The sequence below is a fragment of the Pseudomonas rhizosphaerae genome (genome assembly GCF_000761155.1).
Lineage (GTDB): Bacteria > Pseudomonadota > Gammaproteobacteria > Pseudomonadales > Pseudomonadaceae > Aquipseudomonas > Aquipseudomonas rhizosphaerae.
Genome location: NZ_CP009533.1, coordinates 3,059,966 through 3,072,532 on the forward strand (window position 1 = coordinate 3,059,966; position 12,567 = coordinate 3,072,532).

The 12,567-nt window shown below is 62.8% G+C and carries 12 protein-coding genes; 10 read left to right on the plus strand and 2 right to left on the minus strand.

From position 1 onward, the window contains the following. The first annotated feature begins 28 nt into the window (after window positions 1-28). From urtE to LT40_RS13590, 7 genes are all read left to right on the plus strand, one after another. Entirely contained in the window at window positions 29-727 is a 699-nt protein-coding gene (gene urtE / locus LT40_RS13560; RefSeq protein ID WP_043191053.1) for an urea ABC transporter ATP-binding subunit UrtE, read from the plus strand. Between the two features lie 30 nt (window positions 728-757). Continuing rightward, a complete protein-coding gene (locus LT40_RS13565; RefSeq protein ID WP_043191055.1) occupies window positions 758-1,597 on the plus strand; it encodes an urease accessory protein UreD in 840 nt (279 codons plus the stop codon). A gap of 48 nt (window positions 1,598-1,645) precedes the next feature. Continuing rightward, window positions 1,646-1,948, plus strand: a complete 303-nt coding sequence (locus tag LT40_RS13570) for an urease subunit gamma (RefSeq protein WP_043191057.1) — start codon at window positions 1,646-1,648, stop codon at window positions 1,946-1,948. Window positions 1,949-1,957: 9 nt separating this feature from the next. Then, window positions 1,958-2,476 (plus strand): GNAT family N-acetyltransferase, encoded by a 519-nt coding sequence (locus tag LT40_RS13575; protein ID WP_043191058.1) that lies wholly within the window; start codon window positions 1,958-1,960, stop codon window positions 2,474-2,476. 34 nt (window positions 2,477-2,510) lie between these two features. Further along, a complete protein-coding gene (locus LT40_RS13580; RefSeq protein ID WP_043191062.1) occupies window positions 2,511-2,816 on the plus strand; it encodes an urease subunit beta in 306 nt (101 codons plus the stop codon). Window positions 2,817-2,952: 136 nt separating this feature from the next. Then, window positions 2,953-4,653, plus strand: a complete 1,701-nt coding sequence (ureC, locus tag LT40_RS13585) for an urease subunit alpha (protein ID WP_043191064.1) — start codon at window positions 2,953-2,955, stop codon at window positions 4,651-4,653. 125 nt (window positions 4,654-4,778) lie between these two features. Next, window positions 4,779-7,349, plus strand: coding sequence for a membrane-targeted effector domain-containing toxin (locus tag LT40_RS13590; RefSeq protein ID WP_043191066.1), 2,571 nt, complete (start codon window positions 4,779-4,781; stop codon window positions 7,347-7,349). Window positions 7,350-7,402: 53 nt separating this feature from the next. On the opposite strand, the gene LT40_RS13595 is transcribed toward LT40_RS13590, so the two are convergent. Then, window positions 7,403-8,371, minus strand: a complete 969-nt coding sequence (locus LT40_RS13595) for a DnaJ C-terminal domain-containing protein (protein WP_043191069.1) — start codon at window positions 8,369-8,371, stop codon at window positions 7,403-7,405. A 234-nt stretch (window positions 8,372-8,605) separates the two neighbouring features. Between LT40_RS13595 and LT40_RS13600 the strand changes: the two genes are divergently transcribed. Continuing rightward, complete coding sequence (locus LT40_RS13600) at window positions 8,606-9,877, plus strand: Hsp70 family protein (RefSeq protein ID WP_043191071.1); 1,272 nt, start codon at window positions 8,606-8,608, stop codon at window positions 9,875-9,877. 161 nt (window positions 9,878-10,038) lie between these two features. Here the strand turns inward: LT40_RS13600 and LT40_RS13605 are convergent, their stop codons facing one another. Further along, on the minus strand, window positions 10,039-11,049 hold the full coding sequence (locus LT40_RS13605) for an AI-2E family transporter (protein WP_043191073.1): 1,011 nt from the start codon (window positions 11,047-11,049) through the stop codon (window positions 10,039-10,041). A 240-nt stretch (window positions 11,050-11,289) separates the two neighbouring features. On the opposite strand from LT40_RS13605, the gene osmE reads away from it, so the two are divergent. Both osmE and LT40_RS13615 read left to right on the plus strand, forming a co-directional pair. Further along, complete coding sequence (gene osmE, locus LT40_RS13610; protein WP_043191075.1) at window positions 11,290-11,637, plus strand: osmotically-inducible lipoprotein OsmE; 348 nt, start codon at window positions 11,290-11,292, stop codon at window positions 11,635-11,637. A 183-nt stretch (window positions 11,638-11,820) separates the two neighbouring features. Continuing rightward, window positions 11,821-12,360 carry a ferritin-like domain-containing protein gene (locus tag LT40_RS13615; protein WP_043191077.1) on the plus strand — a complete coding sequence of 180 codons (540 nt, stop codon included), beginning with the start codon at window positions 11,821-11,823 and terminating at the stop codon, window positions 12,358-12,360. The last annotated feature ends 207 nt before the right edge of the window (window positions 12,361-12,567 follow it).

Sequence of the window (12,567 nt, forward strand, 5' to 3'; positions counted from 1 at the left end):
CCAGACACTGCAACAACAAGGACAAACCATGCTCCAAGTCGACCAGCTTCACCAATACTACGGCGGCAGTCACATCCTGCGCGGCCTGTCGTTCGATGTGAAAATAGGCGAAGTGACCTGCCTGCTCGGGCGCAATGGCGTGGGCAAGACCACCCTGCTCAAGTGCCTGATGGGCCTGATTCCGGCCAAGCAAGGCAGCGTGACTTGGGAAGGCAAGCCGATCACCGCATTCAAGCCGCATCAGCGGGTGCATGCAGGCATCGCCTACGTCCCCCAGGGCCGCGAAATCTTCGGCCGCCTCACGGTCGAGGAAAACCTGTTGATGGGGCTTTCACGCTTTCCCGGCAGCGAAGCGCGCGAAGTGCCGGCGTTCATCTACGAATTGTTTCCGGTGCTGCTGCAGATGAAACACCGCCGTGGCGGCGACCTGTCCGGCGGCCAACAGCAGCAACTGGCGATTGGTCGTGCTCTGGCGAGCCGACCACGGTTGCTGATTCTCGACGAGCCCACCGAAGGCATCCAGCCCTCGGTGATCAAGGAAATCGGCGCCGTGATCAAGCAGCTCGCCGCACGTGGCGACATGGCCATATTGCTGGTCGAGCAGTTCTACGACTTCGCCGCCGAGCTGGCCGATCAGTACCTGGTCATGTCGCGCGGTGAGATTGTCCAGCAGGGTCGCGGTGAAAACATGGAGACCGAGGGTGTACGTGGCCTGGTAACCATTTAATCTTCCGCGACCCGAACAAGAATGAAGGCCATGAATCTACCCGTCACTTCCCTGCCCTACACGCCCAGCTGGCACGCCCGGCTGGAGCTGGGCTACGCACGCTTCGGCGACAGCACGCGACCGACCCTGCGCCGCCACTTGGGCCCCTTGCGGGTGCAGAAGCATCTGTACGCCGAAGGGCCCGAGGTGTGCCAGCACATCATCGTGCATCCGCCGGGGGGCATCGCTGGCGGCGATCGGTTGGACATCAGCGCCCAGGTTCAGGCCAACGCCTGGGCGCAGTTGACCACGCCCGGCGCGGCCAAATGGTACCGCGCGCTCAGTCCGGCCTATCAAAGCACCGAGCTGCACGTGGCCGCTGGCGCTACCCTTGAATGGCTGCCCCAGGAAACCATCGTCTACAGTGCCGCCCAGGCTGAACTGGACACCCGTATCCATCTGCAGGGCGATGCCCGGCTGTTCTATTGGGACATCGTCGCCGTGGGTCGTCCGGCGGCCGCCGAGCGCTTCGACCAGGGGCATTTCCAGTCACGCCTGGAGATTCGCCGCGACGGTGAGCTGCTCTGGCACGAGCGCCAGCGCATCGTCGGCGACGACGGCCTGCTCGACTCGGCCGTGGGCCTGGGCGGCAAGCCGGTGTTCGCCACCTTGCTGGTGACCGGCGAGATCGACCCGGCTCTGCTCGAACGCTGCCGTGGCCTGACGACCCGCGTGCGCGGCGACCTGAGCCAGTTGCCGGGGCTGCTAGTGGCCCGCTGCCTGGCCGACGAGGCGCTGCATGCGCGCGACTGGCTGATCCAGCTGTGGACGCTGCTACGCCCGGCCCTGCTGGGCCGCGAAGCGCTGGCGCCACGGATCTGGAGCACCTGACTGATTCCTGCCTGCCTGGCTACCTACCAAAATTCTCAAGGAACACCCATGGACCTGACACCCCGCGAAAAAGACAAGATGCTCATCTTCACCGCCGGCCTGGTGGCCGAACGCCGTCTGGCCCGTGGCCTGAAGCTGAACTACCCGGAAGCCATGGCGCTGATCTCCGCCGCCTTGCTCGAAGGCGCCCGCGATGGCCAGACGGTCGCGCAGCTGATGCACTACGGCACCACCCTGCTCACCCGCGAACAGGTCATGGAAGGCATTCCGGAAATGATTCCGGAAATCCAGGTAGAAGCCACCTTTCCCGACGGCACCAAGCTGGTCACCGTCCATCAACCCATCGCCTGAGGCACGGCCATGATTCGAGATGCAACCGAGCGCGATCTGCCCGGGATCTGCGCGATCTACAACGATGCGGTGCTCAATACCACGGCGATCTGGAACGAGCAGCCGGTCGACCTGGCCAACCGCCAGGCCTGGTTCGAGGCCCGCAGGGCGCAGCGTTATCCGATTCTGGTCGCCGAGGAACAGGGCGAGGTCGTCGGCTATGCGTCGTTCGGTGACTGGCGCCCATTCGAAGGGTTTCGCTACAGCGTCGAGCACTCGGTGTACATCCGCAACGATCAGCGCGGCAAAGGCCTCGGCGCGCGCCTGATGCAGGTGCTCATCGAGCGTGCCCGCGAGGGCGGCAAATACGTCATGGTGGCCGCCATCGAAAGCGGCAACCAGGCATCGATTCATCTGCACGAACGCCTGGGCTTCACCACCACCGGGCAGATGCCCCAGGTCGGCATCAAGTTCGGCCGCTGGCTGGACCTGACCTTCATGCAACTGGCCCTCAACCCAGGCGCCGAGCCGCCCCAGGAGTCGGCTTGAACCGCCGTCCTTCATCACTTCGAGGAGCTCTCCCATGATTCCCGGCCAATACCAGATCCAGCCTGGCGACATCGAACTCAATGTCGGGCGGCGTACCTTGAGCCTGACCGTGGCCAACAGTGGCGATCGACCGATTCAGGTGGGGTCGCACTATCACTTTTTCGAGACCAACGATGCGCTGCACTTCGATCGCCCGGCCACGCGCGGCATGCGGCTCAACATTCCTGCCGGGACGGCGGTGCGCTTCGAACCGGGCCAGAGCCGCGAGGTGGAACTGGTGGACCTGGCCGGGCTGCGCCGCGTGTATGGCTTCGCCGGCCGCGTCATGGGTGATCTCTGAGCACGTCCCCCTCTGTAGGAGCGGTCCTTGGCCGCGAAGGAGGCAACGCGCTCTACCTGATACACCGCAGCGGGCCATTCGCGGCCGATGACCGCTCCTACAGGGGCCACACACCATTGAATTGCAGGGCACACCGATGAAGATTTCCAGAGAAGCCTACGCCGACATGTTCGGCCCCACCGTCGGTGACAAAGTCCGTTTGGCCGACACCGACCTGTGGATCGAAGTGGAGAAGGACTTCACCACCTACGGCGAAGAAGTCAAATTCGGCGGTGGCAAGGTCATCCGCGATGGCATGGGCCAGGGCCAGTTGCTGGCCGCCGACGTGGTCGACACGTTGATCACCAATGCCCTGATCATCGATCACTGGGGGATCGTCAAGGCCGACGTCGGCCTCAAGGACGGGCGCATCGCGGCCATTGGCAAGGCCGGCAACCCCGACATCCAGCCTGACGTGACCATCGCCATCGGCGCCAGCACCGAAGTGATCGCTGGCGAAGGCATGATCCTCACCGCCGGCGGCATCGACACCCACATCCACTTCATCTGCCCGCAGCAGATCGAAGAAGCACTGATGAGCGGCGTCACCACCATGATCGGCGGCGGCACCGGGCCGGCCACCGGCACCAACGCGACCACCTGCACCTCGGGCCCCTGGCACATGGCGCGCATGCTCCAGGCCGCCGATGCCTTCGCCATGAACATCGGCTTCACCGGCAAAGGCAACGCCAGCCTGCCCGAGCCGCTGATCGAGCAGGTCAAAGCCGGCGCCATCGGCCTGAAACTGCACGAGGACTGGGGCACCACGCCTGCTGCCATCGACAACTGCCTGAGCGTGGCCGACCAGTACGACGTGCAGGTGGCCATCCACACCGACACCCTCAACGAGTCGGGCTTCGTCGAGACCACCCTGGCCGCCTTCAAGGGCCGCACCATCCACACCTATCACACCGAGGGCGCCGGCGGCGGTCACGCCCCGGACATCATCAAGGCCTGCGGCTTCGCCAACGTGCTGCCCAGTTCGACCAACCCGACTCGCCCGTTCACCCGCAACACCATCGACGAGCACCTGGACATGCTCATGGTCTGTCATCACCTGGACCCCAGCATCGCCGAAGACGTCGCCTTCGCCGAGAGCCGCATCCGCCGCGAGACCATCGCCGCCGAAGACATCCTCCACGACCTCGGCGCATTCTCCATGATCAGCTCCGACAGCCAGGCCATGGGCCGGGTCGGCGAAGTGATCACGCGCACCTGGCAAACTGCCGACAAGATGAAGAAACAACGCGGCCCGCTGCCAGAGGACGCCGCAGGCAACGATAATTTCCGCGCCAAGCGCTACATCGCCAAATACACCATCAACCCGGCCATCACCCACGGCATCAGCCATGAAGTCGGTTCGGTCGAGGTGGGCAAATGGGCGGACCTGGTGCTCTGGCGCCCCGCCTTCTTCGGCGTCAAGCCGACCCTGATCCTCAAGGGCGGTGCCATTGCCGCCAGCCTCATGGGCGATGCCAATGCCTCGATCCCGACCCCGCAACCGGTCCACTACCGGCCGATGTTTGCCAGCTTCGCAGGCTCGCGCCACGCCACCAGCCTGACCTTCATCAGCCAGGCGGCACTGGACGCCGGGGTGCCCGAGCAGTTGGGCCTGAAAAAACAGATCGCGGTGGTCAAAGGCTGCCGCTCGGTGCAAAAGACCGACCTGATCCACAACGGCTACCTGCCCGACATCGACGTCGACCCACAGACCTATCAGGTCAAGGCCGATGGCGTGTTGCTGTGGTGCGAGCCGGCCGAGGTGCTGCCCATGGCGCAGCGCTATTTTCTATTTTGAAAAGAGCGGATTTGAAAGGACTTCTCTGACAGGACCGCCCTGCCCCAACCGCGCCTAACTATGTAACCCGCTGATTCATGGCGGATTCCCTAAGGTGTAGCTCCCATCGATACAGGAGCTGCACCATGCCCGTCACCACTGCGCTATCCGCTGAAAACGTCAGCGCCATCGCCGACCGTTACTACGAGAACTTCCCCGACCTGCGCGAGTGCGCACGGGATTGGGGTATCAAGCTGCTCAAGTTCCATACCGACCTCGATCTGGATCCGGACAAGGTCTACTGGCACGACTTCGACAATGCCCAGAACAACCCGCGGGCCCACACCGGCCAGCAGCACATGGGCAGGCCCAAGCAGACGCTGACCGTCACCGAGCTGGTGCTGCGCCGATTCAAGACGTTCTACCAGGTGAACTTCGACCTGCTCGATCAGATGTCCGGGTTCTATACCGTGCAGCAGGCCGACATCTACAACGAGACCAACGAAGTGCCGCTGGCTCCTTCGTGGATCATGCGGGAATTCTGGGCCACGGATTTCTCGGCCCACTATCAGAAGCGCCTGGGTATTTTTCTGCGCGACTATGCCGATGACGGCCGCGTGCTGATCAAGATCCTGTTCTTCAGCTTTGTCTGGAATGCCTACAACTCCGGCGCGCTGAACGCCAAGGAACTGATCCTGGTGTTCGATGCATTCGTCGGACCGGTCGCAGGCCCGCCTACCCTGGAAGACCTGAAGAAACTGCACAAGAGCCGCACCTTGACCACGGTCAAGAGCTTCACGCTCGGCGACCTGACTTCGTTCGACATACTGCGCATTACCACTGGTGAGGGCCCGGAAATCCTCTACATGCCGGCCGGTTGGTTCAGAACCTTCCACAGTGAACAGCACCTGTACGAATGGGTCGCCGAGACAGCCGCACAGGAGCAGCAGCGCGAACGACTCATCGCCCATTTCGATACCCCCGGGGAGTCGAGCGTACCGCCGCGCACGCTGTTGCTGGCGACACTGGAACGCATCCGCACCACGCCTTGGCAAGCGGGGCAGCGCCTGCTCAACGGTGCTGCCGTGACCATCGAAAAGGATGCTTTCAGCTTCCTCTTCGACTCAGTGCGCAACCGTCTCAAGCTCGATGCCAAACAACTGTTGAGCAGCAATCACGAGCTGCGCAAGGAATTGTTCCTGGTCGACCTGGAAGCCTTCATGCGCATCGTCACGCCCCTGGCACCGGCCGACTCGGTGGTAGCGCTGGTGGCGGTGGCGGCCGGCTCGGTTGCCTTCGGCGCCCACCTGGCCAGAGCTGTGCGTGGTTCCACGCCACGTGAGCGGCAAAGTGCATTCAGGGCGGCAATCCTGGACGCGCTGAATATCCTTCTGGACATGCCGTTGCTGCGCGGGGTGAGTAACGAGACCGTGGTACACCTCGGCAACTTCGAAGAACTGGGGGCAGCCCTGGATCTGGAGGCCGGGAATCTGGCGCAGATCGACCGCGTCGTGCCAGGCAACTCGCAGCTCGATGCCATTGCACTCGACGAGAATCTGTCCGACTTGCCGGAAGGGACAGGTATCTACCAGGGCGTGTTCACCAACCCCGAGGGCGACCATTACATTCGCCTCGACGGCAAGGTCTTCCAGGTCACCTACATCGAGGCGCTGGAACGCTGGGTGATCGTCGATCCCGTTGCGCCGCTGCAGATCCAGGGCAGTTTTCCGGTGCAGCGAGACTGGAAGGGCCGCTGGGAGCTGTTCACGTTGACCGCGCCCGGCAGCCCCACCGTCAGCACCGATACCCTGGCCGCCTTCGATACGGCACCGGGGTTTCGCGACATCACCGCAATGCTGATCAAGCCGGGTGCGCATCAACTGATGACCGGCCCCATCGACAGCGTCCTGCGCACCGCGCGTTCGCAGTTGATCGAGCTGCGTACGGCCCTGGGTGCCAAGGCCGAAGCGTTCTTCCTCAGCTCCGTCCCACAGCGCAGTCCGCGCCTGCCGGCCTTGAGCAGCACCATGACGCCCAAGGAGTTTTTCACTCAGGTGTATGCCAGCAACACCGGGCTGGTGGTCAACGAAGCCAGGAATGCCGTCGGCAGCTGCCAGCTGTTGATCAAGTACATGTCCACGCTCAAGGCCCAACAGGTCAAGACGCTGTACGTCCAGGGGCTGCTCAAGGACCTGCACCAGGACCTGCTCGATCAGTTTCAGAAGACGGGCATACTGGGCCGCGACCTGGAAAAGACGCTGCGCGACCTGCACAACCGAGGCACCCGCCTGGACGGTGGCCGCTACACCCTGCGCCAGGTACTGGTAGAAGCGCGGCGCCAGGGCATCAACGTCCGAGCGCTGGATTGCGCTGCCAGCCTGTCCAGCGACGGCTTGAGCAATTCCTCCCCGCACCTGCAACAACGCCTGCGTGTCTACTATGCCTACAAGCGCATCGAAGCGTTGCAGAGCCTGAAACCCGATGAAAAATGGCTGGCACTGACCGACCAGACCCTGGCCAACCACTACAGCCGCACTCCCGGGCTGGCGGGTCTGACCGGCACGCCCAGCCTGCGGGTCAAGTTGGTGGACAGCGATCAGCCGTTACGTTTCGGCATCGATACCGGTGAGGTGCTGGCCCCGGACCTGATACCGGTTCGGGGCGATATCAGCCTGAAGATGCCAGCGTCCAGCAAGAATACTGGCACCAATGTCTAGCGGTGGCAGTGTCTAGAAGTAGCAGGGTCTAGCGGTATCGGGGCCTGGCGGTATCAGCGCCCCCAGTTCTGACGCGGGTCGAATTCGGCGTGCTTGGCCAGGGTTTCCCAGGCCTGCCGAGTGGCCTCGTCGGCCGCTGGCGGCATCACCACCTTGAGCTGGGCGAACGCGTCGCCTCGTCCGCCCTGCTTGTTCTTCAGGCCCATGCCCTTGACGCGCAGACGCTGGCCGTTCTGGCTGTCCGGACGGATCGTCAGGTTGATCCGGCCGGTCAGCGTGGGCACGGCAACCTTGGTGCCCAACGCCACTTCCCAAGGGGCCAATGGCACCTGAATGATCAAGTCGTGACCGTCCACCTCGAACAGCGGATGCGCGGCCAGGCGCAACGTCAGGAACAGATCGCCGCTGGCGCCACCCGCCACGCCAGGTGCGCCCTGGCCCTTGAGGCGGATACGCTCGCCATCGACGACCCCGTTGGGAATCTTCACGTTGAGGTTCTTGACCACATCGGTCAGACGCTGGCCACCGGCGTTGTACTGCGGCACCTTGAAACTGATTTTCTTCGATTCGTCGGCCAGCGTTTCCTCGAGCGACACCGCCAGCTCCATTTCCACGTCCTGGCCTTTGCGCGCAGCACTGCGCTGACCGCCGCGACCGAACGGGCTCTCGCCTGGCCCACCGCGACCACCGCCATTGCCGAAGATGGTGCTGAAGAAGTCGGAGAAGTCGCCGGCGCTTTCATCGTGAAAACCACCGCCGCCACGCCCCTGCCAACCCGGCGGCCCCTGGAAGGGCCGGCCATGCTGGCCGTATTTGCGCAGCTCGTCATACTCGGCGCGCTTGTCGGCATTGCTCAGCGCTTCGTAGGCCTCGCTGGCCTCCTTGAACTTGTCCTCGGCGTCCTTTTCCTTGCTGACGTCAGGGTGATATTTACGCGCAAGCTTGCGGTAGGCGGTCTTGATCGCCTTCTCGTCCGCCGTCGGCTCGACGCCCAGAATCTTGTAGTAGTCTTTGAAATCCATCTAAGCATCACCATCAATGAGCGAATGCGCGCCGCCCGCGCCTACTGGTCGGACTCGGCAACGCATGGGAAGTTTATCGGCTGCAGGCCACTGGATGTGAACAGTGAGTTGTACAGCACGGTCGATGGCTAGAAGGTTGGGGCCGCCGGCGCACTTTCAAGACAGCCGCGGCGCTTGATTCTGTACGCAACTGGCATACACTGCGCGGCCGTTTTTTGAACAGACTGCCTTGCCATGAAAAACGCATCCCCGGCCCGCGCCTGCGGCATCGACTTCGGCACCTCCAACTCCACTGTCGGCTGGCACCGCCCGGGCAGCGAGACGTTGATTGCGCTGGAAGACGGCAAGATTACCCTGCCTTCGGTGATCTTCTTCAACTTCGAAGAGCGTCGCCCCGTGTACGGCCGCCTGGCCCTGCACGAATACCTGGAAGGCTACGAAGGCCGTCTGATGCGCTCGCTCAAGAGCCTGCTGGGCTCCAAGCTGATCAAGCACGACACCAGCGTGCTGGGCACGGCGATGCCGTTCAAGGACCTGCTCGGGCTGTTCATCGGCGAGCTCAAGCAGCGTGCCGAAGCCAACGCCGGGCGCGCCTTCGACCAGGTCGTACTGGGACGCCCGGTGCATTTCGTCGACGACGACGCGGCCGCCGACCAGGAGGCCGAAGACACCTTGGCTGAGGTGGCGAAAAAAATCGGTTTCAAGGACGTGTCGTTCCAGTTCGAACCCATCGCGGCCGCCTTCGATTACGAGTCCACCATCGAGCGCGAAGAGCTGGTGCTGATCGTCGACATCGGCGGTGGTACGTCCGACTTTTCTCTGGTACGCCTGGCGCCCGAGCGGCGCGGACTGGATGACCGCTCTGAGGACATCCTGGCCACCGGTGGCGTCCACATCGGCGGGACCGACTTCGACAAGCAGCTGAGCCTGCAGGGCGTCATGCCGCTGTTCGGCTATGGCAGCCGCATGAAGAGCGGCGCCTTCATGCCGACCAGCCACCACATGAACCTGGCGACCTGGCACACCATCAACTCGGTGTACCTGCAAAAGTCGCAACTGGCCCTGGGCAGCATGCGCTACGACATCCAGGACACGGACGGCATCGACCGGCTGTTCAAGCTGATCGAAGAGAAAGCCGGGCATTGGCTGGCGATGGAGGTCGAGGAGACCAAGATCCAACTGACCGAAGCTGCCAGCCGCCTTGTCGCGCTGGATCGCATCGAGCCGGGCCTGAGCGTGGAGTTGACCCGTGCCCTGTTCGAGGCGGCCATCGATAACCTGCTGGAACGCGTGCGCGGCAGTGTCGGCGAGTTGCTGAACAAGGCGGGTGTGGGCGTGGAGCAGGTCGACACGGTGTTCTTCACCGGCGGTTCGAGCGGCATTCCGGCCCTGCGCAACAGCGTGGCGGCAATGCTGCCGAATGCGCGGCATGTTGAAGGCAACATCTTCGGCAGCATCGGCAGCGGCCTGGCCATCGAGGCGCGCAAGCGCTACGGCACGGAGTAAGGCAGGCTCGGCCTCTTCGCGGGCAGAGCCCGCTCCCACAATAAAGGCAGGGCTGGCCTTAAAGGCAGGGCTGGCCTCTTCGCGGGCAGAGCGCTCGCCGCCCGCCCCGCTCCCACAATACCTGTGGGAGCGGGCTCTGCCCGCGAAGAGGCCAGTAAGCCCTACACCAACTGAGCCTGCCTCAACTCACTCTTCAGATACGCATAGTAGATCGGTCCCGCCACCACCCCGGGCAGGCCGAACGCCGCCTCGAAGATCAGCATCGCCAGCAGCAGCTCCCACGACTTGGCACTGATCTGCCCACCGACGATCCGGGCGTTCAGGAAGTACTCGACCTTGTGGATGAGTATCAGATAACCCAGCGCCGCCATCGCCACCCAAATCGACAGCGACAGCCCGACGATGGTGATCAAGGTGTTCGAGATCAGGTTGCCGATCACTGGCAACAGCCCGAGCAGGAAGGTCAGCACGATCAGGGTCTTGGTCAGCGGCAGCTTGATCCCGCACAGTGGCAGCACCACGGCCAGGAAAATGGCGGTGAAGAAGGTGTTCAGCAGCGAGATCTTGATCTGCGCGAAAACGATGTTGCGAAAGGCCCGCACCAACAGTGACAGGCGATCGAACAGCGCCGCTGCCAGGGGCTTGCGCCGGTCAGGATCGGGGATCGCCTGCAGCGCGATGATTGCGCCCAGCACCATGCCGATCAGCAAGGTCACGAACATGTGCGCCGCATCCTTGCCGACCAGTTGCAGATCACTCAAGTGCTTGCTCAGCCAGCCACTGATGGCCACCCGAAATTCGGCAGCGCTGGCTGGCAGGTAGGCATCGATAAAAGGCGGCAGTTGGCCGCGCGCCCGATCGACCACACCCATGAACTTGTTCAGCGAAGCGCCTGGGTTTTCCGCTTCGTGCAGAACGAAGCTGATGACGCCTGCGAACAGCAGCGCCAGGCTACTGACCACCAGGGTGCCCAACAGCGCCACTGCCACCCAGCGCGCACGCCGCCCGGCAATCAGTCGTTCCAGTTGCGGCGTCAGCATGTTCACCAGTTCGAAGACCAGCAGGCCGGCCAGCAGGCTGGGCAGCAAGCGCATCGGCAAGACCAGCAGGAGGCCGCCGAACACCAGAATCCAGCTGGCGATCAGCACTTGACGCGAAGAGAACATGGGCATAAAGCCTCAGAAGCGAGCGATTCGAAAGGACAGGCAGTCTGCCAGCGTTGCGAGCGAAGGGCCAGTAGGCGAACACATGCCGACCCACGGGGAAATTGCGTCATTTGTTTTCCGGCGCAGACCACTTGTGCAGGGTCTGGCCAACACGGGAACGGGCAAAAAATTTCAGAACTAACGCCCTGCCACGGCGCTCCAAAGCTGCACGGGGCCACTCACGGCCCATCGAAGGAGCGACTCCCCATGTACAAGCAATCCTTGGCAGCACTGTGCGTCATCGCCTCGCTGGCCGGCTGTTCGTCGAACACCACCGTGCAGAACCCGGTGGACTTCGTGACCTACCGCGACGCGCCTCTGGTCAAGCAGGTCGAGAAAGGCATGACCATGCAACAGGTCCTGGCCATTGGCGGCACGCCTTCGACCGTAGTGGCCGGCACTGCCAACTCGATGTACGGCACCTGCAACAACTACATCCTGACCCGTGAAGGCCATCAGCAGCCTTACTACGTGAGCTTCGACAGCTCGGGCCGTGTTGCTACCAAAGGCTTCATGACCTGCGAGCAGCGCAAGCTGAACGAAACCGCGCCGTAAGCCTGCTTCAGGCGGCTGACGAAAGGCCCTCCCCAGGCCATTTGTAATAAAACTTTTCGTCGCCGCCGCCACTCACATTCCTGTAGCGACATTCATGCAATGACGCATCTGCACCGATCCCGCCGGGTTCCGAATTCGGAACAACAGAGCGCGACGGCTCAAACCGTATAGCTGGAGATAGACATGCTGAATCTCGAAACTTCCCAACTGACATCCGTACAAGACCTGCGTGCCCGCGCACGTCAGAACGTCGATCAAGGCGCCGTCACTGAAGGCTACAACGCCGACCGCGAAGAGATCATCAAACTGCTCAATGGCTCGCTGGCCACAGAGCTGGTCTGCGTGTTGCGCTACAAGCGCCACTACTTCATGGCCAGTGGCCTGAAGGCCAGCATTGCGGCCGACGAATTCCTTGAGCACGCCGAGCAGGAAGCCGAACACGCCGACAAGCTGGCCGAGCGCATCGTGCAGCTGGGTGGCGAGCCGGAATTCAACCCTGACCTGCTGAGCAAGAACTCCCACGCACAATACGTGGCAGGCAACACGCTCAAGGAAATGGTCTACGAAGACCTGGTGGCGGAGCGGATCGCTATCGACAGCTACCGTGAAATCATCCAGTACATCGGCGACAAGGATCCTACCACTCGCCGCATCTTCGAAGACATCCTGGCCCAGGAAGAAGAACACGCCGACGACATGGCCGACATTTACAACGCGCTGTAATCGTCAGTCGCAGGCCCCAAGCCAGAACTCAGGTTCTGGCTTTTTTGTGCCCGGTCATTTTGCCTGGACCCCGTGGGAGCGGTACGTAGCCGCGAAAAACACGACCCGATTCAACTGACACACCGCAGCGCCCGTTTCGCGGCCGATGACCGCTCCTACAGTTGCTCCCAAAACCCGTGGGAGCGGTCCGTGGCCGCGAAAAACACG